This window comes from Phycisphaerae bacterium, from assembly GCA_035384605.1.
In the GTDB taxonomy this organism is placed as follows: Bacteria; Planctomycetota; Phycisphaerae; order UBA1845; family PWPN01; genus JAUCQB01.
Map to the genome: position 1 here is coordinate 34427 of DAOOIV010000001.1, position 23135 is coordinate 57561.

Here is a 23135-nt window from a genome sequence, read left to right on the forward strand (position 1 = left end):
GCACGTCCCAGGGTTGGGAGTGGATTCCCGGGCGGCCCGTTTTTGTCACGGACCGTGGCCAAAGCGTGTCGTGATTTAGAAACCTGCGTAGAGACCGCAGGGGTCCAAGGCGATTGTAAGACGGGTTTGGGAGGGTTTCCATCCCAAGGCGGACCGCCTTTTTGCGTGCCGCAACGCAGGCGCAATGCCATCCAGAAACATGCGCGCAAAACGCGCACCGGGCGCCGCGGAAGAGATTGTGGTCGGCTGTGTGAGCGGCACGTTTCATGACGAGCGTTCCGGTGAGAAAGGGGTTTGACAAGGACTGGTACGGGACCTGCGGGCGGTTCTTCACGAACGGGGTGAGATGGGTTATATCCGAGGGGCGGCAGGTGGGTGCGGTCCCGACATAACGAGGAGAACAACATGCAACGTCTGGGAATGATGCTTGGCGTGCTGACGGTGCTGGCCGCGGTGGGTGTGTGCGGGGGCGCCACGGTTCAGAAACGGTATTACGCTCATGAGACGGTTGAAGACCGTCACGGAGTGATCGCGCCCTGGTACCAGGGTCAGAACGGCCAGTTGGATTTGCGTGTGCGGATCGCGGCCGAGACGCTCAAGCGCTACCCATGGACGGAACCCGGCAAGGCCCCCGTTCAGGTGCCCGAGTACATCTGCAGCGGGGCGTGGAAGATCGCGCCCGACGGCACAATCACAATTCCGCCGATCAGCGACTGGGCCAACGGTGATCTGGGGCAGCGGGCGGCGTATGTTCTCAGCGGGCTGATCGACTACTACCGTTACAGCGGAGACCCGGCGGCGATCGCCCACATCGCGCTGCAGGCGGATTACTTGCTCGATTACTGCCTGACGCCGGATGACCATCCGTGGCCTCGCTTCCTGGTGAGCGTGCCGACGAAGGGCAAACCTTACGGTCAGGCCGATCCACACGGCTTCATTCAACTGGATATCGTGGCTGAGGTCGGAGCGCCGTTGATCCGAGCGGCGCAGATGACCGGCAACCAGCGATGGCTCGATGCGGCCAAGCACTGGGGCGATCTGCTGGCCGAGAAACGCGACCGTCGCCCGGGCGTGCCGCCGTGGGGCCGTTACGCCAACGCCGAGGATGCGCCCTGGGAGGATATCGCCACCGGCGGCATCGTGTTCATTCTCGATTTCTTCGATGAGTTGATCCGCGCGGGTTACACCGGCAAAGACAATGCGATCGTGGAGGCCCGCAATGCCGGTGCGGCTTACCTGCGCGACGTGCTGCTGCCCGACTGGACGGGCGGCGACGTCTGGGGGCGCAACTACTGGGACTGGCCCTGCAACGTGCAGGTGGAGAACGTCACCGAGTTCGCTGTTCGCTATCTGATGAACCATCCGGACGAATTCCCCAACTGGCGCAACGACGCGCGCAACATCATGTCGTTGTTTCTCAACCGCACGTCCGTGGCACCGGGTTCCAGCGGCGACGTGTTCAGCGGAGCGTGGGCATATCCCGAGTCGTCTGGGTGTTGCGGGCGGTCGCTGTGGTACGGGCCGATGGAGCTGGCCAACGTGTGGGCTCAGTACGGCGTGCTGGCCGACAGCGAGTGGGCCCGCGAGATCGCCCGGCGAAAGATCATCCTCGCGACGTATGACGTCCATGAGACCGGCGTGGTCGAGGACAACATCGACGGCGGGCAGATCGTTGCCGGCGACTGGTTCAAGATCGCCCACCCGATGGCACTGAAGCACTGCCTGGCGGTGATCGCGTGGATGCCGGAGATCTTCGCACCGGCGAGGGAGAATCATATCGTGCGAAGCACCTCGGTGGTTACTGATGTGAGTTACTCCGACGGCTGGATCGCCTACACGACGCACGATGCACCTCTCAACACCGTTGACGTGCTCCGTCTCTCCTTTCGCCCCACGCGCATCGAGGCGGACGACAAACCCGTGAAGGAAGGCGACACGTCACGCGGCATCGCTTTTGGGGTGAAGGAACTGTGTGACGGTGACTATCTGGTCAACGTTCGCCATGATGGCGCCACGCGAATCGTGATCAAAGGGGACGATCCGCAGGAGACGATCGGCCACGAGTCGTTCTCCTACACGGGCGACTGGACCAGAGCCGAAGGCGTCGACACGGCGCTGCAACGCACTATCCGGATCGATCGCTACTCATCCGCAGCGGGAGCCACGGCCACGTGCAGTTTCAAAGGCAATCAGGTTCGACTCATCGGAATGGCGGGCCCAGATGGCGGTCTTGCGGATATCTACCTGGACGATGAGAAACAACTTGTCGATCTGGACTGCTGGTGTCCCCAGCCCAGACGGGGTGTTCTCTATCATCGTTCGGGCTTGTCGAATGGCGACCACACGATCAGGATCGTTCTTCGTGGAAAGGGCAATCCGCGCTCCGGCGGGACCATGGTGGCGCCGCTCGAAGTTCAGTACTCCGCGGCCAAGGCTGACAACGTCTTCGGCGAAGGCGGCGGGCCGACCGACGCCCAGCGGTGGGTCTTTGGCTACACCGGTCGTGAGGACTACATCGACTCGGCCGGGAACGCCTGGCGGCCGGCGACGGAGTTCGTCATTCGGTCCGGCGACGGCGTCGATTCGGTCAAGGCCGCATGGTGGACGGAGCGCAGGCAGATCCAGATCGACGGCACGAACGATCCGGAGTTGTATCGCTACGGCGCGCACGGCAAGGATTTCTGGGCGGATTTTACCGTCGGACCGGGCACGTATCATGCCTGCCTCAAGTTCTGCGAAACGCGGCGGATTGATCCAAAGCTTCGGGCGGTCACCATTCTGATCAACGGGGAGCAGAGGGTCGCAGATTTGGACATTGCCGCGACGGCCGGCCGAGATGCCGCGGCGAGAACACTCGCATACCCCAGCAGCCAGCCGTTTGTCCAGCCTGCGGGCATCAATCATGCCGTGGACCTGGTCTTCAACGATATCCAGCCGAGAAACGGCGTCATTTCTATCCGCCTGCGCAACGACCATGGCGGCGAGGCGATCGTGCAGGCGATTCAAGTCGGTCCGGGCGACGGGGGCAGGGGGGCTGAACCGGTATCGTTGCCGCCGGCGTCACAGCCGGCGCCGGCCGACCGGACCGGTGGTCTTCTGCTCAACGGGGGCTTCGAGGAAGGTGCCGTAGGGGATCTCGGCAGCCTGGGCAAGAGCGGCGGCGGCCACGGATGGAGCTACGTCTTTGCCGGACCGACGGTGTCGTACATTTATCCCGAGTCGGCATACAGCATTCACCCAGAGTGGGGACTGCCGAAGTTCCATTCGGGGAAGGAGGCCCTGCGGACACACACCGACGGTCACGGCCACACGGTGGTCTATCAGGACGTCAGCGTTGTCGCGGAGCGCAAGTACACGGCCTCCGTGTGGGTTCGCACCGACGACCTGCACGGCGAGGGGTTCGGCAAAGACGCCGGCGATTCGGCCGGACTGATCATTCAGGAAATCGACAAGAAGGGCAAGGTGACCAGCCACCCGAAACAGGCGGTTCGAAAAGCAGGCGATTTCCAGAAGGTGTCGTTTACCTTCACCACCGACAAGAGAACCAGGACCGTGCGGTTCATCCTCGACACGGTGATCGCATGCCCATACGACCAGGGCCACGTCACCTATGACGATTGCGAGTTGGTGCGCGCGGAATAGGAGACGTTGCGCGAAGCCTTTGCTTTCGTTACCGGCCCTCTTGTTTTGGGCGGGCGTCCCACCAGCGGGACATTAGCTGTCCGTGCGCTTCTGAATGAGCCGGTCTTGCGGCGCGTGCTTGCCTGAGCCCGGTCTTAAGGCGGACCGCAACCAGGGGGCTCCGTGCTTCAGAAGCGTGCGCGCAGAATGCGCGCCAGTTACGAGGGAAGAGACTGAGGTTCGGGTCGCCGTCCGGCGCGCCTTCAACACGAGGTCAGTTTGCGTTACAATCCCGCGGCGTCGCCCGGGCTAATCGGCGGCCATCATGATTGGCAAGAACAAGGTGCAGACGAGAGGAGCGGTACAATGCCCAGTTTGAAAGGCACGCAAACCGAGAAGAACATTTTGACTGCTTTCGCTGGCGAGTCTCAGGCTCGCAACCGTTACACCTACGCGGCGACCAAAGCCCGTGAGGAAGGTTACGTGCAGATTGCGGACATCTTTTCCGAGACGGCGGACCAGGAGCGAGAACATGCGAAGCGTTTCTTCAGGTTTCTTGAAGGCGGCGAGGCCGAAGTCAGGGCATGTTTTCCCGCAGGGGTGATCGGTACCACGGCCGAGAACCTGAAGCAGGCCGCCGAAGGTGAGCTTTATGAATGGGGCAGCATGTATCCCGATTTCGCCAAGACCGCGCGGGAGGAGGGTTTTGAAGCCGTGGCGAAGGTGTTTGAGGCCATCGCGGTTGCCGAGAAGCAGCACGAAAAGCGCTATCGAGGGCTGCTGGCCAACGTTGAGGCGGGTACGGTCTTCAAGAAGAGCAAGAAGGTCGTCTGGCGGTGTCGGAACTGCGGGTACATTCACGAGGGCGAGGAGGCGCCGGCCGTTTGCCCGGCGTGTGCGCACCCCCGGGCCCATTTTGAGGTTCTGGCCGAGAACTGGTGAGCCCGGCAGTCTGTCGGGGGGCTGCCTGGTGAGGTTCCGCTTCGGTTGAACGCGGTCGAAATCGAACCGTGGGGAAGCCGCGTTTTGGGGCGCTCCATCTGTCAACGGGCGCGGATTGCCGCGAGTGCATTCATCGGCTCGTTTTGAAACCGCACGGTCTCGCGGCATACAAGAGCATTTTTCACAGCCCTCTATGGCTTTCGGCCGTGGTCGGACCTATACCAAGTTTATGGGCCGTCCAATCTACCCTGCGCACGAATCCTTGCGCTCGCCGGCGGGTCATCTGTAGCGGTGATCGGATCCCCGCGACACCGCCGCCTCCGCAAGGCGTTGCTGCGGGACGGTGGCGTCGGATGGGACAGGTTAAGGCCAATTCAGAGACTCGTTTTGTCGGTCTTCCGATCAGTCCGGGGTTGGCGCTTTCGCAGGTGTGTTTGTTCAACGACCGCCGGCATGAAGGCCTGAAGGTCTACCGAATTGCCGCGGACGGCGTTCGGTACGAGCAAGCCCGCCTGCGCAAGGCGATCGAACTGGCGGATCGGGGGTTGCGTGATCTCTCCGCCCGCGTGGCCGAGCGGATCGGTGCACCCGAAGCAGCCATCTTTGATGTCCAGCGGACGATTCTGTCCGATGCGGGTCTGTCGCGAGAAATCGAGGCGATGATCGCGAACCATCGACTGAATGCCGAGGCGGCGGTCGCGCGCGTGCTCGATTCGTATGAAACCCGCCTGCGCGAGTTGGACGATCCTTACCTGCGGGAGCGGGCCACCGACATCGGCGAGATTCGTCGCCGGCTGCTTGACACCCTGGGCAACATGGGTTCGTCGCTGCGCTGCTGGACGCAAGAACACTGCCAGCGAGGCACCAACCGGATCATCGTGGCCGACGAACTGACGCCCAGCCTGACCGTCGAATTGGACGCCGAGCACATCATGGGCTTCGTGAGCGAGCGAGGAGGTCCGACTTCACATGCGGCGATCCTGGCGCGGGCGCTGGGTATCCCGGCGGTCAGCGGAATCAAAGGCGCGCGCGAGCTGCTGACTTGCGGTACCGAGCTGTTGCTTGATGGAAACACCGGTGAAGTGATCATCTGGCCGGACGAGCAGACGCTGGCCCGGCGCCATTGTGTGCAGAACAGCCGGCCGGTTCCGCCTCAGCCGGTCGCTCCCGTTCAGGGAATAACGGTCATGGCCAATATCAGCCGGGCCGACGAGGTGGTCGATGCTCTCAGCATGCAGGCCGAGGGCATCGGTCTGTACCGCACGGAGTTCGAATTTCTCGCCGCCGAGCGCCTGCTTGACGAAGAGGAACAGGCAGCCCGCTACGCCTCGGTCGTGCGGGCCATGGCCGGCCGGCCCGTGTACTTCCGATTGCTGGATATAGGAGGCGACAAGGAGGCCCCGTTCTTCGACCTTCCGAAGGAGGACAATCCGTATCTGGGTTTCCGCGGCAGTCGTCTGTTGCTCGGCAGGCCGGATCTGCTGGGGCCGCAGGCTCGGGCTCTGGCCAGGGCGTCGGTTCACGGGCCTGTGCACGTGATTTACCCGATGATTGTCGAGGTCGAGCAGTTCGCGAGGTTGCGACGGCTGTTCGTGGAGGCGATTGCCGACATTTCCGCCGGCCCCATCTTTCATGGCGTGATGTTCGAGGTGCCCGCGGCCTGCCTGCAAGCCCGGGAGGTGCTTGAGGCGGCGGATTTCGGAAGCATCGGCACCAACGACCTGATCCAGTACCTGTTTGCCGCGGATCGTAACAACGAACGGGTCGCGTATGACTGCTCGCCTGACCGGCCGGTGTTCTGGTCGCTGATCCGGGGGATTGTCGAAGCGGCCGAACAGACCGGACGGCCGTTGTCGGTGTGCGGCGAACTTGCCGGCGATCCACGGTACCTGTCGAGATTACGGGAAATCGGCATCCGGACTGTGAGCGTCGCCCCGCGGGCGATCCCGGCTCTTCGCCGATCGCTCCTCCAGCCTTACGCTTGACGGGCAGTGGTCCCCGGCTTGAACTTCCGCTTGTCGGGGAGGATACTATCCAGGTCGCGCATCGGCGGTGAGCCCGGCGTCGAGCACTTGTCCGCCTGCCTGCTGTTGACCGACTGACGGGGGTCGGTCAAGGGCCCGTGAGTATCAGTCGTGGCGAGCAACGAGATCCGTCTTCTGGTTCTGGATGTTGATGGTGTTCTGACGGACGGAACGATTTTCATTGATGATGATGGTCGCCAGAGTCGCGGCTTTCACATCCAGGACGGATTGGGTGTGAGTCTCTGGCGGTCGGTCGGTCGGCGGGTTGCGATTCTGACTTCGAAGCGTTCGCCTGGGGTGGAGGCCCGGGCGCGGATGCTGGGCATTGAGTTGATCGAGCAGGGAGCGGAGGACAAGGTGCCGGGACTGGAGCGGCTGGTGTCGCGAGCGGGCGTATCCCTGGAGGAAACGGCGTATGCGGGGGATGATCTGTTGGATGTGGCGGTCATGCGGCGGGTGGGATACCCGATTGCCGTGGCGAACGCCGTTGAGGAAGTCAAAGAGATTGCCGCGTATGTGACCTCGCGGAGCGGCGGACAGGGGGCGGTGCGGGAGGCGATCGAGCATCTGCTCAAGCGTGACGGTCAGTGGTACGCGGCGTTCAAGGCGATTGGGGCGGACCGCTGAGGAGGCCGAGGTGTCGGCCCGGAGAACCGCAGTGTTCAAGAAATTCATGCTCGTGGTGGCAAGCATGGCGGTCATTGCCGTCGCCTATGTCATTTATCAATGGCAGGGTGAGGTTGTCCCGGTTGTGGCACCCCGCGAATTGGTCCGGTTGCCTCGTCCGGTTCCACGGACTGCGACGCAGCCGGACGGGGCTGGGGAGCCGGCCATCCCTATCGGTCCGAACTGGATCACCGCCGGCGATGCCCCGCAGCTGCGTGTTTATGACAAGCAGGGCAAAGCGAGGATTGTCTTTCGGGCGACGCACTGGAGCCCGATCAGCGACAGCGAATTTGATCTTCTCGAGGCGACGGTGCGGCTGGCACTGCCGGGCGGCCAGTTGGTTTACATCTGGGCTGACGACGGGCGCATAACCGTGTTGCAGGGCAAGGACAACAATCCGGTAGCCAAGCGTGGACGGTTGCAGGGCAATGTTCGCCTGTTCATTGATCTGACGGATGAGGCGTGGCGTGAGCAGCACCCTGATCGGGCCGACCTGGATCAACATGCGGAGTCGGTTGTGAAGCTTTGGCTTGACCGGGTGCAATTCGATCTGGATCTAAGCCTGCTGGAAAGCGACGGGCCGATTGTGCTCCAGAGCGCGCTGGGCGACATCGAGGGCAAGGGCCTGAAGATCAGTTGGAACGAACGCGACAGGCGGATCCAGCAATTGACGATTGCGGAAGGGCGGCGGGCGGTGCTTCGCAGCTCTGACCTTGCGGGCACGTCGTCGCTGAGATCGAAGGAACCACGGCCGGAGAGGGCTTCCGCGGCGCGCGATGCGGGCTTGGAGAAACGGAGCGAACCGGCGACTCGGGCCGCATCCGCCCCGGCGATCGCCCGGATTATGCCGCCGGCGAAGCCCGGCGGGTTGCCGTATATTGAGTTGGGGGATCGGCGCGAACGTACCGCCGGACCACGGGTCGAAACGTATCGGCTGGTGTTTCACGATCATGTGGCGGCGGTGCAGAAGGAGCATGGCCGGCGTATCGGCGATCTGACGAATGCGGACTCTCTGCAGCTTCTTCTTGACTTCAACCAGTCACAGCGCGGTGGCGTAGGGGGCCAGGCCAGTCGACCTACGGGCGAGACGCCCGCGACCGCACCAGCCTCGGCGCCGGCCCTGGCGCAGGCAGGTGAGGCGATCGAGCTTACGTGGACGGGGCCTCTGGAAGTCATCCCGGTGACGGGTGATGCGGAGGCTTCTTCGGCGGTCAACCGGATGCAGTTGATCATTCGCGGACCGGCGGTGCAGTTCCACAGTCGGGATGGCGGCTCGGGTGAATTCCCCGAGCTGGAATACCATGACGAGACACAGAGAGTCTGGCTGCGCGGATCGAAGGACAAGCCGGTGGCGCTGGAGCCAAGCGAAGGGCGGCATCTGGTGGCTCATGGAACGGTATCGGCGGACCTGAGGAAGCGCACGGCGCGTGTGGATGGTCCCGGTCGGTTCACGGATCGAAGTGAGGCGGGGCCTGGGCCGGCTGCGGTTGTTGGCGGGCGGTTGGAGACGAGCGATTTTCGAAACGTCGAGATTGCCTGGGAGGGCTCGGTAGACCTCGAGTTCGCCATGGATGAGCAGGCCGCGGCCAGCGCGCCGGCAACGGTGAACGTGTCGCCGATACCTCAGGGTGCCTATCTCAAGCATGCGGTTCTGAGCGGTCAAGCGGTTTTCTCCGATGACCGCGGCTCGATTCGGGCGGACAGGATAGACGTTGTTTGCGGCGCGCCGCGCAAGAACGGGGCTTCGAGCGATCCGACGAGCAGCATGGTGGTCGAACGGATGAACGCGATCGGTCATGTGGTGATGACCGTTGTCAACCAGGACGAGACGGTGGATACGGTCGAGTGCGAGCACCTCGAAGTCGAATTCGGTATGGCTGAGGCCGGCAAGTCTTTTCCGAGGCAGGCGCGGGCCATCGGTTCCGTGGTTGCCCGCCGGGCGGGCCGGGCGGCAAGGTGGGGGCCCAGGTCGGTGCGGGATGTGGTGCTCCGGGAGATCTCTGCCCAGGACGGCTTGCTGCTCGATATGGAGTCGGTGACCTTCTCGCTTTCAGCGGACGAGATTGCCCGCAAGGAAGCCGAGGCCCGAGCACGGGCCAAGGAACAGGGTATCGTGGAAGGGTCGGAAGAGTGGAAGAAGCATGAGCAGCGGCTTCGCAACAGCTTGCGGGTTCGCAGCAAGACAATTGCACGCCGTTTGCGAGCTGGAGGGGGCGTGACGGTCCTCGACCTGAAGCAGGAACTCGATTTGGCGGCGGACTCGATTGATTGTGAGCTTGGGCTAGGCCGCGAGGAGATCCGCAAAGCGCTCATCACGGGCAGCGCGGATCGCCCGGCGCGGGTGGTGCTCGGTGGTTTCTTCATTCGCGGCCCGCGGATCGAGGTGGACGCGGAAACCCAGTCGGCCGAAGTACCCGGCGCCGGTACACTGCGTTTCATGACCCGGCAGGATCTTGACGGCCGGGCGGTGGACAAGCCGATTCCCGTGGTGCTGTCATGGGACAAGCATATGTCGCTGGCCGGGGACCGCAACACCGGCCGGATTGTGGGCAAAGTCCGGGCCGTTTCTGAGACCGTTATTCTTGACTGTGATGACGAGATGAGGCTGGAGTTCGAAGATGTGGTTCACCCGGCGGCGGTCAGTGAACCGGCCCGGACAAGTGGTCGGTGGATCTTCGGGATGCTCGCCAGTAGGGTCGGCCCGCCGGCCAGGCAGCCCTCTGACGCGCGGGCCGGTCGGCAGCTCCGCAAGCGGCTGAAGTTGCTGGATGCCGTCGGCAACGCGGCGATCGAGGGTAAGGTAAGGCAGGAAGGGACCGGTCGCGAGACGGTCATCGATCAGTGGCTCATTGCCTGGAACGAATCACTGGAGCGGATCCTGCCGGCTGATGTCTTCAAGCCTGTGACACGGCCGGCCGACAAACCAACGCGCCTTGCCAGCCGGGTTCTGGTCAAAGGGCCTCGTGTGATCATCCGTCTGGATGAAAAGGAAATGAGGGTTGAGGGAAGCGGACACTTGTTGGTCGAGGATTACCGGTTGCGGAAAGGCCGGCGAGCGGGTCAGCGTCCCGAAGCCGGGGGTTCGCTTATGGACAGCGCCTCTGTGGCTTCGCTCGAGGGGCTCGGCCCGAGCCAGACGTTATTCACGTGGGTCAACTCGATGTCATTCCTGAACAACCGAAACACCGCGATCTTTGACAGCGGCGTCGAGATGCGGCACCTCTCGGGATCGAAACTCATCGAGCTGGATCGAGTGGCGGCGGCGATTGCCGTTACCCCGGCACGTCTCAAGGAGTATCCGGGGCGCGAAGCCAGCCTGAGCTGTGATCGCTTCACGGTTGAGTTTGAGCGCGACGCGAAGACCGCGGCGGGAGAACCCGCCCCGCTTTCGCGAGCGACGCGTCTGAAGGGTTTCCGGGCACTGGGCCGCCAGGTTCGCCTGGAGGAGAGTGGTCGCTTCGTCGAGGGCGTTGAGGTGAGTTTCGATGGCGCCTCTCAGATTGGGCGGGTGATCGGATCGCCCGAGTTTCCAGCCCGGATGCGTTATCTCGACGAACGGACAGGGCGGCCGATCTTTTCGCAGGTCGAGCAGTTCCAGTGGGATCAGCGAACCGGCATCATCAAGGTCCGCGAGCCGCAGGTCCTTTCAACCGGCAGGTAAGCGGGACGAGCAGCCACCACGTTGTGATCGGATTCGAGTCACGTCGAGAAACGGGCCTTTCGTGCATGTATGACCGTTCCGAAAAGGTAACGCGTGTTATGTAAACGGAACGTGGCGGGGCAGACAGGATGTTTATCGGCCGTCAGTTGCCCGTTGAAGTGATCGCCGGGGGTCGTACCGTACCGGCCAAACGGCTTTCGGCGGGCAGGCGTCTCAGGTTTGCGCTGATTCAGGCTCATTCAGCGGCAAAGACGGACGGCGATGTCGCTAAGGTCGGGAGAATACCCCCCAAAGGGATGTGAATAGAAGATTAATTCGATCTATTTTTTTCGTTTCAGATCTTGCCTTCCCACAACCGCCCCGGATAATCTTATGTAGAAGGATACATATTCGTGGCAAGCATATCAGAATGTCACGAACTGTAGAGAGAGCGAGTTATAAGGGTATTCGACCGGGCAGTTGACGGCGGTTGACGCGAAGCGGGGTTTACGGCTCGTGGGGCTCGGAGCCCCGGTCAGGGGCAGGCCGTGCCAGTTTGCCCGGGGTTTCGGATATGTTGCCGGGGGGCGACGGAGACGTCGCGGCATGATGAAGTGAAAGGCCCGCTGCGTGATGGAGCACGACACCCTCATGGAAGTGCCGAGGCACGACGCTTCTTTGCTGAGCCGAAGGGGGTGTTGGTTGGAAAACGAGACAAAAGCCGACGAGCGATTGACCGTTCGTGAGATCCGGGGAGACGTAACGGCCCAGGACGTGATGGAATGGACGCAGTTGGCGACGGCCCTGATGCGGAGCAAGAAGTATCAGGAAGCCGTGGAGCTGCTGTATGTTGCGATCCAAAGGGATCCTGAGGCGGGTAAAGCCTGGTTTGCGCTGGGGCTCTGCTATTACAACCTCGGCAGGTTGAGCGAGGCCCAGGAGGCTTTGGAGATCGCTCGATGCAACGGCGGGCCGGCGGCGCAGATCGATGCTTGCCTGCGGCGACTGGCGATGGCGATCAGGGCGGAGAAGGAGAGAAGCCGCCGCCGGGCAGGCGAGAGGCAGACGGAGGTCGACCTTGCGGAGGCGGATCGTCGGACAAGGTGAGAAGGCCGTATCGCTTTCCGTGTGGGGAAAGAACGTGAGGCTGGGATGACGCGTGGGCGGCGGACATCGCAGTCGGCCGTTTGCTGACGAGTTCGTCAGTGGAAGGTTGCGGGAATGGCGGAGGGAGGAGTGTGGGGCTGCCGGGCTTGGCGCAGAGGAAGGGCCGGTCAGCCCCACTTTTTGCACTCGGTTTTGTCGTTGTCAATCCGCAGACGGTTGCCGAATTCATTCTGAGGGCTGCTCAGGGGGGAGTGGCCCTCGTTTGTTTTGTGAGTTGCCGATGGGCACGACCGGCAGGAGGGGCGGCCCAGGGAGTGTCAAGCGGATCATCGCGCGAGTCGTTGCGCTCCAAGCCATCCGACAGCCCGGTGGTGAACGCCGAAGGGTGCGATTCAAGCCGGATTCCGGATGGTCCAGCCGTCCGTTGTGCGAATGACTTCGCGGTACAGCGTATCGCGTTCGATGGGGATGCCGCCGGCCTCGATGATCAATCGTTTGAGGTCGTCGGCGGTCATTTCCTGGCGCCGGCTTTGGCCGCCGTGGCGATGGGTGATCTCGTAATGGACCACGGTCCCGTCGATGTCATCGACGCCCCAGTTGAGGCTGACCTGGGCAAGTCTGGTCGAGGTCATAACCCAGAAGGCTTTGACGTGCGGGAAGTTGTCGAGCATCAGCCGGGTGATTGCCAGCGTCCGGAGGTCGGTCAAGCCGGTGGGTTCGGGCAGGTGGGCCAGTTGGCTGCCGGCGGGGATGAATGAGAGCGGCACGACGCAGTTGAAATGTGCCGGGCGTGCGGCCAGCGAGGCATCCTGGTGCCGGCGGAGCTTGACCAGGTGTGCGATTCGCTCGGCGGGCGTTTCAACGTGGCCGTAGAGCATGGTGGCATTGCTGAAAATGCCCATCTCATGAGCGGTGCGGTGAACGTCGAACCAGTCCTGCTCACCGATCTTGCTTTTGAACGTCTCATCGTGTACGCGCTGGTCGAAGATCTCGGCTCCGCCGCCCGGCAGGCTGCCGAGTCCGGCGTCGCGAAGCGCCTCCAACACTTCGCGGATTGAGCGTCGTGGCCGGCTGATTCGCGAGAAGTGAACGATCTCCACTGCCGTAAAGGCCTTGATATGCAACTGCGGGCAGGCTTGGCGAATTCGCCGGCACATGTCGACATAATGCTCAAGCGGCCAGTGCGGGTGGAGCCCGCCGACGATATGCACTTCGGTGGCCCCGCGATCCGCGGCCGCGCGGGCCATTTCGACGATCTGGTCGTTGGAGAGTTCGTAGCCGGGGGCGTCAGAAGGGATGCAATTTCCCTGTTCGAGCGAACCGCGGGTTGCCGGAGAACCATCCTGAGACCTTCTTTCCGGCCAAGGGCGATAGAAGGAACAGAAACGACATCGTAATACACAGTAGTTTGTGTAGTTGATATGCCGGTTGATGTTGTAGTATGTGCGGCGTCCATGAAGCCGCTCGCGAACGAGGTTGGCCCATTCGCCGAGGGTGTGGATGTCGGCGGATTCATACAGCAGCAGGCCCTCTTGCGGCTCCAGACGTTGGCCGGCGCGGATCTTGTCGGCGATGGCCTGCAATTCGGTCGGCACGGAACCTTTCATGTTCGACTCTCACGGGGCATCCGACAACAGCGCCTGCAGGTATGCACGGGCGTCCGCCAGGTATTGCAGCCCCTCTCTTGGGTTGGGCAACGCCGCGTGGATCACCAGCCAGCCATCGTAACCGCTACGGCGGGCTTTTTCGATGATTGCTCGCACGTTCATCTCTCCCTGGCCCAGCGGTACGATTCTTCGTCCGATGCGATCATTCATTCGCAGGAGACCCAGCCGATGGGCGAACTCGCCGATGACGTTGCACGGGTTGACGGCGGCGCAGTGGAATTGTCCCGCGTCGAGGGCCAATCGTAATCCCGGATGGTCCATTTCCATGAAGAGTTGTCGGAAGTCCTCGATCTGTTCGAGGGTGCTGTCGAGTGCGTTGCCGACCTGCAGGGCCATACCGGCGCCGCTGACCCTGTCGAGCAGCAGGCGCAACGATCTGGTGAGCATTTCGAACGGCTGCTGTCGGCGGTCGCCTGCCCGGACGATCACCGCCGGAGGACGCAGAGTCGTTGTCGCGGCGATCTGAGCCGTCAGCCCCGCCAGCAGGGGTTCGATCTCCATCTCGTCGATCGCATCGACGGGTGAGACTGACATCGAAGAGAGGCGAAGGTCGTTCTCTTCGAGAACAGCTTTCAGCATTTCCGCGCATGCGGTCGTCGCGGAGAACTCGCGTTGTACTCGAGGCCAGTCGACCTCGACGGCCTCGTAGCCGATTTCACGGATGGACGGCAGGGCCTCTCGCAACGGCCGATCGCGCAGGCAGTGGGCGTGGCAGCTAAGGCGCATCGGCCGGTGCCTCCGCGCTATTGGTCAGCAAAGGCTTACGTGCCCGGCCGGCAAACGGCTTGTTGGCCCAGCTCATCCTGGCGAGGCCGAGCCACGGGCGGCCGTCGGTTGAGAACGGTACGTAATCGGAGGATGGTGATCCCGGTGCAGGCGGGACATCGACCACGCGGATGCTGACGTCGGCATTCTGCCCGGGCGCATCGGGTTGCCCACGGGGTGCGAGGATGATCGTCCAATCAAAGAGGTTGACCGGTGGCAGGCAATAGGGGGCTGGTACGCGGTCGGTAAGGAGTGTGCGGGCGCCGTTGCGCTGCAGCTCGGCGAGATGCTCGGCCTGGCGGATCCGTGTGTGGTGAGAGGCGCTGTCCCGCAAGAAGGATTCCACGTAGGCGGCTCCGGGAACGGCCGTCGCCAAGAGCAGCGCGATCTGGCAGATGGTCCGGAGCTTCCAGTAACGCGTGAAGGTGTCGAGGGCCACGACGGCGGCCAGGCACAAGGTCACGTCGACGAACAAAGCGAAACGCGCGTATTCACCGCCCTGGCCGTGGGCGAAGAGGACAAACTGCGTTAGCGCGAGGAAGGCCGGCGCCGCGAGGAGCCAGTGGGCGACAAAGCGAGGCCCGACCGGCGGGTTGCTGCTCACCATTCGCCAATCGCGGACCGCCAGGGCGACAAGGCCCGCGAGTCCCGCCAGCGCCAATACGATGGACGTTCCTTCGCCGATCAGGCACAACGCATTGGGTAGTGACTCATCCGGCGGCCCAAGGTGAAACATCGCCTGCGTGTTGGACAAGTTGTTCCAGATGAGGTCGCGGTTTCTGAACAGGTTGATGAGCACGTACGGGTTGGTCGCGAAGTAGGTCAGCAGGGCGATCGCCGTGCCGATCACGGCCTTGGCGAGCCTTGCGACCTTCGGCTGGGGCGCAAGCCATGCCAGCATGACCAGAGTCGCAAAGACTGGCCATGCTGACAAGACCATTCCCCCCGCTGCCCCGGCAAGCAGGCAAGCGAGAATCCACCAGTTGCGTCTGTTATTGTCGAGGCAGCGCATCGCGGCCAGGACGGACAGCAGCATCAGCACCGTGCCGGGCAGGTGCGGTTTGGCCTCATGAGCCGCATTGACGACGGCGGGCATGACCGCGAAGCACGCAGCCGCGGTAACGGACGCGCCGAGCGAGCCGCGGGTCAGTCGGTAGGTGATCCGGAACACGGCCCAGACGCCCACGAGCGTCCACGCAACGACATAAGCCCGCATCAGGACATAGAATCGTCCGAAAGCCTCCGGTCGGTCAAGGTAGTAGGCAAGGTCTGGCGTCAATGCGATGACGCGGCATGCTGCCGCCAGCCGCAGCAGGGCGCCGACCGGATACACCCACAGCCCGCCGTACTGGTACATTTTCGGGTCAAAGTCGCCCCGTCCCGGTCGCATCGACGCCAAGGACATCAGGGTGATCATCTCATCCGGATGATGCGTGAAGAGGCGAAACCGGCGGACAATCTCGGCCTTCTGGGCATCGGTCTGATTCACGGGCACGGAGCGGTCGGGTTCATTGATGGGATCGGCGTCCATGTCCGCGGGCCGTAAGGCATCCACCGACCGGTCGCCGGCCAATGCCTGAATGTCGAGGCCCGACCAAACGGGATGTCGGCCGAAGAGGTATGGGTCGATGTCTCGTGAAGGTAAGCCCCAGTTGATACCCAGGCAGCAGACAATTGCGCACCCGGTCAAGAGGAGCGCCAGAGCCAGTATCTCCTGTCGTCGTCGGTTCATGTTTCAAGTGTACACGATGAGCCGGTGGTTTTATAAGAGCAGACAGTCCGCGATGCCGAGCGTCCCGAGCAGGAGGCTCACGATGCCATTGACGGTGAAGAAGGCCGTGTTGACCCGCGACAAGTCGCGGGGATGCACCATGGCGTTCTCGATCAGCAGGAGCCACGCAACCGCCGCCACGCCGATCCCGTACAGCCAGCTCAGTCCGGCCACCGGCGCGAGGGCGACCAGCAGAACCACGGTGACGGCGTGGGCGGACCGCGCGATCCACAAGGCCGGTCGGACGCCTGTTCGTGCCGGCAGGCTGAAAAGCCCCTCCGCCTGGTCGGGGGCGATGTCCTGGCAGGCGTAGATGATATCGAAACCGCCGATCCAAAGCGTGACCGTGGTGAGGAGGATGAGCGCCGGCCACCCCAGGGATGCCGGGTGGATGGCCAGCCAGGCGGCCGGGGGTGACAAGGCGATCGCGCTGCCGAGCACAAAGTGTGACCAGCGGGTGAAGCGTTTCGTGTATGAGTAGAAGCACAGGTACGCCAATACCGGCAGGGACAGCATCAGCGGATACGGATTCCTTTCGATCCACCAGAAGCCCGCGCAGCAGAGAACGAATGCGGCAGCCGCAACGCCGAGGAAGACGAGTGCCTGCGAGGGGGAGATGATACCGGCAGGAATCGCTCTTGCGGCCGTGCGAGGGTTCCGGGCGTCAATCGCCGCGTCCACGATTCGGTTGAAGGTCATGGCGGCGGATCGGGCCGAGACCATGCATCCGAGGATCAAGAGGAACTGCCAGAGACTCGGGTAGATCTGTGGGGAATCACCGGCCTGGAAGGCGGCTCTCGACGCCAGGAAAGTCGCCAGCAGGGCGAACGGCAGGGCAAACACGGAGTGTGAGAACTTGACCATCTCGCCCCAGCGCCGGACGGTCTTGAACGTGTCGCGAATCACGGCGAGGGGGTCTCCTGCCGACGGGCGTTGAGCGTATGGGGGACATGCAGGAGATCGAGCACTCGCGCGACAACGAAGTCGATCAGGTCATCGATGGACTTGGGGCGAAGATAGAATCCGGGTGAGGCCGGACAGATGATGGCGCCGGCACGCTGCAGCCGGAGCATGTTCTCCAGGTCGATGCCGTTGACCGGCATCTCGCGGTGCACAATGATCAGCCGCCGGCCCTCTTTGAGCGTGACACACGCAGCCCGGCCGATGAGATTGTCCGCCCGTCCCGAAGCGACGGTACCCAGCGTGTTGCTGCTGCACGGACAGATGACCATGCCGTCGGTGGGATGCGACCCGCTGGCCAGGAGACCGCCGACGTCTTCGTAATCATGAATACGGATTCGTTCGCAAGGCCGTCCGAGCAGGGAGAGATCCTCGAGGTTGCGGAGGTCGCATTCGTCGCGCAACAGTCGGCGGCCGTTCGGCGAGGCGATCAGATGTATTTGTATTCCCGCCTTGTCGAGGCAATCCAGCAGCCGCAATGCATAGGGGCCGCCGCTCGCACCCGTAATGGCCAGAATGATTTCTCTTGTATGCACGGTCTTCTCTCCCCGTCTCTATTCCGTCCGTTGTCCCATGACCGCGAGCCGCCAGTTGGCCTCGGTGGCCCAGGGTGAATCCGGATGCTCCATCTGAATGGTTTGATAGAGGGTACGGGCCTCGTCGAGCAGGTTGTCGGTCTGATAGGCGGCGGCGAGTTCGAAACGGGCACGGGGCAGGGCGTCGCATCGCTTGTCCTTGGCGAAGCGATCGACCAGCCCCCTGAGTTCTTCGATTCTTCGGCTGCGCGAGCGGTTCGTCAGAGCCAGCAACAGTTCGATGTTATCCCGAAGGAGGTTGGTCGGGTCTTGCGGATCGGTTGACGTGGCGGCGAGGAGTTCGCGAAGGTTGCGGGCGTATTCAGGATGATGGGGGTCGATGCTGAACAACCGGCGGAGAATCGGATAGTCATAAGCTGGTTCGAGTTCCTTGAGCCGGTTCTTGGTCAGCAGATCCTCCAACTTGCGGGCGTTCTGAACGGTTGCCGTCACATCGATGCCCAGCGTGTTGGCCGGGGGCCTCTTGGCCAGGAAGTTGCGCCATCCCGAGGTCTCCGTCGGTGCCGTCTCGGTGATCTTTCGCTTGCCGAAACCTGCGATCAGGCGGCTGAGCAGATCCAATGCCTCCTGCACGCGACCTCGGCGGGTCTCGATAACGGCAAGCCGGTACATGGCCACGCAGCCGGGCGCGGAATCGGGGGCCATTTCCACGAGTTTTCGCCACACATCAGCCGAAGCTGTGTTTGGGAAGTCTTCGTTGTAGGCGAGGATGAGCGAATCCTGCAGATAGGTGAACTCGCGGTTGAGTCGCAGATCGGTAGCCCGGCCCTGCAGGTACAGCACGCTGGGCACGTACTCGCTATAGGGGAAATGGCGGAGAAATCGCCGGCACTCGTTGATCGCCATGTCTTTCTGGGCGTACCAGTCGGCCGTCAGCGTTCTGGCCACGCGACTCTGGCCGGTCTGACCCAAAGCCGCCCGCAGTCTCAGATCGTCGCGCACGAGCTGGACGAGCGATTCAATCGGCGGCTGGGGGGTGGGGGAAGATTCCCTGATGGCCTTGGCGGTTCGCAGGATTATCTCCTCGGCATCGGCGTGGCCGAGAAAGTGTTCGCGGGAACCCGGGCCGAAACCTCTCTCAAGCAGCCGGTAGCTCAGCTCGTCGCGTCCGACCTTGGTTTCGAAGAGGATCACTGGTGTGGCAAACAAGATGGCCATCAGCGGCGCGATTGCGCCCGGTCGGTAGTTTACGACTCGGGCAATGGTCAGCACGATCGCCATGACCACGCATGCGGCGATCAGGGCGATGGCGTAGGGGAGATACAGCTTGGCAAGTTCGAGCGGGGCGAGGCGATCGACGCCGGGGGTATTTCGCGTGGCCATCAGGTAATAAAGGACGACCGGCAAGATCGAGATCAAGGCCGTGGCGAATCGAAAAGAGAACTGGATTCGCTTCCAGCGAGCCAGCATGCAACAGAAGGTCACCGTGATAGCCAGCCAAGGGAGTGTTGCGAAAAAAGCGATAATCGCGGTGAAGACCAGGGATAGCGGCAGGCGGTAGAGCATCGAGACCAGGATGGGGACGGCGGTCAGGCTTGCCAGAACCAGCCCGTGAATCACGAACATCCAGGGGACCTGTTGAGCGGGTATTGGCTGCAGCAGGAACTCGAGCAGTGTGGCCTGGCGATCCAGGGTTGGGTCTAAGGACTGCCAGAGGTAGTCCCAGTACTGATCGCAGAGGAACGGCAGAGCATAGCCGGTTCGCAGCCAGAAGGTGAAGCAGCCCAGCCCGGCGAACAACAGGGCATCGGTCAGGAGGAAAAGCACCGCGCGGATGCGGTACTTCGGGCCGGTCCATCGCCAGACGTCGGCCACAGCTTGTGGCTCTTCGGCGCGGCCGCCTGCCCGCTGGAGCACGCGCCAGGCGCGAGCCAGGCTCATTCGCGGCCAATCTGAGTTGTCACGGGTCGATTCGGGCAATTCCTGTCAACCCTGCGCATGAGACCCTTGTTGATGCCGGCCCTGCACGTCGACCCAGGACTCGGGTACCGGGGCTCAGGTGCTTGTTTTACTTGCCAGGTAGATGGTCACAACGCCCCACGAAAGCGGGTGGACAACGACATCCGCGAAGCCCGCAGCCCTGAGGCTGGATACGATTTCCTCGCGCCCTGGAAAGCTTAACACCGACTTATGCAAATAGCGATACGCCCCGGTGCGGTCATGGCCTATCAGCCAGGCCAGCGCTGGAAGCACATGTCCGGCATAGAGGCGGTAGACGTGACGGAAGATCGCCACTGTTGGGATTGAGAATTCGAGGATGACTGCCCGTCCCCCGGGTGTCAGAACCCTGTGGATTTCTCGAAGGGCGGCACCGAGATCCTGGAAATTGCGGATGCCGAAGGCGCAAGTGACGATTGTGACGCCGGCTGGGGCCAGGGGCAGGTGCAGGGCATCGGCTTGCACCCAGGTCAAGTCGTTGACGTGACGAGGAACTGCGAGTTTCAGCATGGCCAAAGAGAAGTCGACGGCGATGATGCCGGCGGGTCGGGGGCTGGCCGAGGCAAACGCGCGGGCCACGTCGCCGGTTCCACAGGCCAGATCGAGGAGCACGTCGTCGGGTCGGACGGCGGCCAGTCGAACCATCTCGCGTCGCCAGTAGCGGTCGCGCCCCGCGCTGGCGATCGTGTTGATGCGCTCGTACGTCGGCGCGATGGCATCAAACATCCGTCTCACGCGCTGAGCCTTGTCCGGCTGCGCATGGGGCGACTGCAGTCGATCGCGATCCCAGACGGTGTCGATTCGCTCGCCGCTCACCCCTGCGATTGTAGTTGGGCCACCCCGACGACGCCAAGCGTACTCATGCCGGGCAAGCAGGAGCCGTTTTGAAGTCGTTTCCCACGCTTGTATCTACCTATGGAACGGTTATGGTGAAAGCTGCGCGTATGAGGGAGATGATGGTGTTGCCTGCCATAGCAGGAGGCGCGTCGTGGTCGAGGAGTTGAAGGTCAGATGCAAGGTTCGACCCGGTCTGTTCAAGAGTGAATACATTGTTACCTTTCCAGTGGTTTCTTCGGGCAGCCGTCGGCAGATCGAGTTCGTCTCTGACGCGGATGGCGTGATGGTGACGGCCGGCGCGGCAGCACCGCCCTGCGATGCGAGTGTTCGAGTATGGAAGGTGGGAGAGTCCGATGACTCCTATGTTGTACTGATTCCTGCGTCCGGAGGCAGCGATGCCATGAAGGTCAGCGTGCCGGCTGAGTGTGTTCTGTCCGCTTGACGGAGACGTCGGGCGCTGATTCTGACCGATAGATAGATTCGGAAAGCCATTCAAGACGGGCATTTGCTCATCGAGCCGAATCCGGCAGACGATCAGTTCTCTCCTACCGCCCTGGATCTTCACATCGGCGATGACTTTCGCCAATTCCAGCCCAAGTTGTACGAGACGAAAGGCGTGCAGGTCAGCTTCGATCTCGACGAGGTTCAGATCCCGGATCTGGCCCCCTACATGGAACCCCTGCCTGCGGAGTCGAATGGCACGGTGATTCTGAGGCCGAAGCAGTTTGTCATCGCCACGACCCTGGAGAGGGTCGCGTTGCCATCGCACGGCAAGCCGGCGGCCCGGGTGGAAGGACGAAGTCGATTCGCTCGACTCGGGCTCGTGATTCATATGACTGCTCCGACGATCCACAACAGTTTCCAAGGCAAGATCACTCTTGAGATCATGAACCACGGCCCCATATCGCTGCGAGTGACACCTCGAGTCACCAGGTTGTGCCAACTGATCTTCGAACGGGTGGAAGAAATCCCGGGAGCTGAGCTGGTGTCGCCTTTTCAGGGCCAGCAGGGTCCCCTTGGGTCTTTGGCTCCGCGGCAATAAGTCTCCTTCACCGGCGCGCATTGACTGGGCAAGCCAATGCCGGTGGCGTCTATGACGGTTGAATGCGCGCCCGTGTTCGTGCCCGGGGCTTTGTGGTCAGCGGTGCCGGCCCTCACTAAAATTCTTGCAGTATGCCGCAGCTTGTTGAGCAGTTCGTTCTCGGGAGTTGGCAGGTGTTGGGGCAGATGGCTCCTTACCTGCTGTTCGGCTTTGTCATGGCCGGGTTGCTGTCCGTGTGGATTTCGGCCGCGTGGGTGGAGCGGCATTTGGGGGGACGGGGTTTCAAAGCGGTGGTCAAGGGCGCTCTCTTCGGGGTGCCGTTGCCGCTATGTTCCTGCAGCGTGATACCTGTCTCGGTTTCGATGCATCGCAAGGGAGCCGGCCGAGCGGCGACGACGGCTTTCCTTCTGGCCACTCCGCAGACCGGCGCGGATTGTATCGCGGCCATGTACGCCGTGCTCGGACCGGTGTTCGCGATCTTCAGCCCGATCATGGCCTTCCTGACGGGTCTTCTCGGCGGAACGCTGGTCCGGTTTTTCGAGGGACGCGAAGAACGCGCGTCGGGTGCGGAGGCGACGGCGTCTTGCGTGGAGCAGGGCGGTTGCGGCGCCGCGTTCAAGCCGCCGGCGCGCGGCTCGTTATGGTCCGGATTGCGATATGGTCTAACGGTCCTGCCGCGAGACATCGGAGCGGCGCTGATGGCGGGCGTTTTGATCGCCGGAGCGATGACGGCGTTCATTCCGCGGGGCTCGCTGGAACCATACATTGGAGGAGGCCTATTCTCCATTCTGTTGCTGATGGCGGCGGGCGTACCGGTTTACGTGTGCGCCACCGCCTCCATTCCGATCGCCGCCGGCCTCATTCACTTGGGGGCCTCCCCCGGCGCGGCCCTTGCTTTTCTGATCGCCGGTCCGGCGACCAACGCGGCCACGATCACGACGTTGTGGAAGGTGCTCGGCCGGCGATCAGCGATGTTGTACATGGTCACCGTGGCGATGAGTGCGATTGGTTTCGGCCTGTTGTTGGATGCGATTGTGACCGTCACAGGTTCGAGGGTGCCGGATTTGGGCGGACACGTGCATGGCGGCGAGGCGGCCGCGATCCGGTCTCACTTGTGGGCGATCCTGCTTCTGGGCGTGCTGGCCGTGTCATACATTGTTTCATGGCGGCAGAAGATCACCGCAGGGGCGGAAGAGGCGGCAACGGTCACGCCCACGGATCAGCGTGTGGAGTTGGCCGTCAGCGGGATGACATGCGAGCACTGTGCGAATGTCGTTCGCAAGACTCTGGCCGATCAACCGGGGATCTCTTCCACCGAGGTGGATGTACACAACGGCCGGGTGATCGTGACCGGTCAGACTCTGAATCCGGAATCTCTTGTCGAGATGATCTCATCACTAGGGTATTCCGCGCGCCTGACAAATGCGCCGTAGCTCGACGCAGCACTCCGCCGGGCCTGTGACGTGACACAGGCAGACGCTCCGAAACATGGTAACGCTCGCGGCCTGCACGGCGGGAAGCTTGTGTTGCGGGCTTGCACCGTGGGTACCGCCGCGGGA

Annotated in this window: 16 protein-coding genes; 9 read left to right on the forward strand and 7 right to left on the reverse strand. The window is 62.7% G+C overall.

Annotated features, from left to right (window positions below):
* Positions 1-405 precede the first annotated feature (405 nt).
* From PLL20_00140 to PLL20_00165, 6 genes are all read left to right on the forward strand, one after another.
* Positions 406-3642 (forward strand): malectin domain-containing carbohydrate-binding protein, encoded by a 3237-nt coding sequence (locus tag PLL20_00140; GenBank protein HPD28372.1) that lies wholly within the window; start codon positions 406-408, stop codon positions 3640-3642.
* Between the two features lie 345 nt (positions 3643-3987).
* Complete coding sequence (locus PLL20_00145) at positions 3988-4563, forward strand: rubrerythrin family protein (protein ID HPD28373.1); 576 nt, start codon at positions 3988-3990, stop codon at positions 4561-4563.
* Positions 4564-4916: 353 nt separating this feature from the next.
* Complete coding sequence (gene ptsP / locus PLL20_00150; protein ID HPD28374.1) at positions 4917-6548, forward strand: phosphoenolpyruvate--protein phosphotransferase; 1632 nt, start codon at positions 4917-4919, stop codon at positions 6546-6548.
* Between the two features lie 150 nt (positions 6549-6698).
* Entirely contained in the window at positions 6699-7214 is a 516-nt protein-coding gene (locus PLL20_00155; protein ID HPD28375.1) for an HAD-IIIA family hydrolase, read from the forward strand.
* Between the two features lie 31 nt (positions 7215-7245).
* Positions 7246-10914, forward strand: coding sequence for a hypothetical protein (locus PLL20_00160; GenBank protein ID HPD28376.1), 3669 nt, complete (start codon positions 7246-7248; stop codon positions 10912-10914).
* A 681-nt stretch (positions 10915-11595) separates the two neighbouring features.
* Entirely contained in the window at positions 11596-12000 is a 405-nt protein-coding gene (locus PLL20_00165) for a tetratricopeptide repeat protein (protein ID HPD28377.1), read from the forward strand.
* A gap of 392 nt (positions 12001-12392) precedes the next feature.
* On the opposite strand, the gene PLL20_00170 is transcribed toward PLL20_00165, so the two are convergent.
* The 7 genes from PLL20_00170 to ubiE form a co-directional block, all read right to left on the reverse strand.
* Positions 12393-13607, reverse strand: a complete 1215-nt coding sequence (locus PLL20_00170) for a CofH family radical SAM protein (GenBank protein HPD28378.1) — start codon at positions 13605-13607, stop codon at positions 12393-12395.
* Between the two features lie 9 nt (positions 13608-13616).
* Positions 13617-14393: a sugar phosphate isomerase/epimerase gene (locus tag PLL20_00175; GenBank protein ID HPD28379.1), complete on the reverse strand. Its 777-nt coding sequence runs from the start codon at positions 14391-14393 to the stop codon at positions 13617-13619.
* Positions 14383-16164 (reverse strand): hypothetical protein, encoded by a 1782-nt coding sequence (locus tag PLL20_00180; protein HPD28380.1) that lies wholly within the window; start codon positions 16162-16164, stop codon positions 14383-14385. Before PLL20_00180 ends, PLL20_00175 begins: the two co-directional genes overlap by 11 nt.
* Before the next feature lie 30 nt (positions 16165-16194).
* On the reverse strand, positions 16195-17109 hold the full coding sequence (locus tag PLL20_00185; GenBank protein HPD28381.1) for a UbiA-like polyprenyltransferase: 915 nt from the start codon (positions 17107-17109) through the stop codon (positions 16195-16197).
* Positions 17106-17699 (reverse strand): UbiX family flavin prenyltransferase, encoded by a 594-nt coding sequence (locus PLL20_00190; protein HPD28382.1) that lies wholly within the window; start codon positions 17697-17699, stop codon positions 17106-17108. Before PLL20_00190 ends, PLL20_00185 begins: the two co-directional genes overlap by 4 nt.
* An 18-nt stretch (positions 17700-17717) precedes the next feature.
* Positions 17718-19640, reverse strand: coding sequence for a hypothetical protein (locus PLL20_00195; protein ID HPD28383.1), 1923 nt, complete (start codon positions 19638-19640; stop codon positions 17718-17720).
* Positions 19641-19754: 114 nt separating this feature from the next.
* On the reverse strand, positions 19755-20513 hold the full coding sequence (gene ubiE, locus PLL20_00200; protein ID HPD28384.1) for a bifunctional demethylmenaquinone methyltransferase/2-methoxy-6-polyprenyl-1,4-benzoquinol methylase UbiE: 759 nt from the start codon (positions 20511-20513) through the stop codon (positions 19755-19757).
* A gap of 172 nt (positions 20514-20685) precedes the next feature.
* On the opposite strand from ubiE, the gene PLL20_00205 reads away from it, so the two are divergent.
* The 3 genes from PLL20_00205 (at position 20686) to PLL20_00215 (ending at position 23009) form a co-directional block, all read left to right on the forward strand.
* Positions 20686-20976 (forward strand): hypothetical protein, encoded by a 291-nt coding sequence (locus PLL20_00205; protein ID HPD28385.1) that lies wholly within the window; start codon positions 20686-20688, stop codon positions 20974-20976.
* A gap of 48 nt (positions 20977-21024) precedes the next feature.
* Positions 21025-21576: a dCTP deaminase gene (gene dcd / locus PLL20_00210; protein ID HPD28386.1), complete on the forward strand. Its 552-nt coding sequence runs from the start codon at positions 21025-21027 to the stop codon at positions 21574-21576.
* 131 nt (positions 21577-21707) lie between these two features.
* The gene (locus PLL20_00215) at positions 21708-23009 is read left to right on the forward strand and encodes an SO_0444 family Cu/Zn efflux transporter (protein ID HPD28387.1); all 1302 of its coding nucleotides are present in this window, start codon (positions 21708-21710) and stop codon (positions 23007-23009) included.
* Positions 23010-23135 lie beyond the last annotated feature (126 nt).

Bases quoted from the DNA above. Each gene is read 5' to 3' on its own strand.
- PLL20_00195 (HPD28383.1), bottom strand. From the start codon at position 19,640: ATGAGCCTGGCTCGCGCCTGGCGCGTGCTCCAGCGGGCAGGCGGCCGC.
- PLL20_00175 (HPD28379.1), bottom strand. From the start codon at position 14,393: ATGCGCCTTAGCTGCCACGCCCACTGCCTGCGCGATCGGCCGTTGCGA.
- PLL20_00170 (HPD28378.1), bottom strand. From the start codon at position 13,607: ATGAAAGGTTCCGTGCCGACCGAATTGCAGGCCATCGCCGACAAGATC.
- PLL20_00180 (HPD28380.1), bottom strand. From the start codon at position 16,164: ATGAACCGACGACGACAGGAGATACTGGCTCTGGCGCTCCTCTTGACC.
- PLL20_00145 (HPD28373.1), top strand. From the start codon at position 3,988: ATGCCCAGTTTGAAAGGCACGCAAACCGAGAAGAACATTTTGACTGCT.
- ptsP (HPD28374.1), top strand. From the start codon at position 4,917: ATGGGACAGGTTAAGGCCAATTCAGAGACTCGTTTTGTCGGTCTTCCG.
- PLL20_00140 (HPD28372.1), top strand. From the start codon at position 406: ATGCAACGTCTGGGAATGATGCTTGGCGTGCTGACGGTGCTGGCCGCG.
- PLL20_00215 (HPD28387.1), top strand. From the start codon at position 21,708: ATGCCGCAGCTTGTTGAGCAGTTCGTTCTCGGGAGTTGGCAGGTGTTG.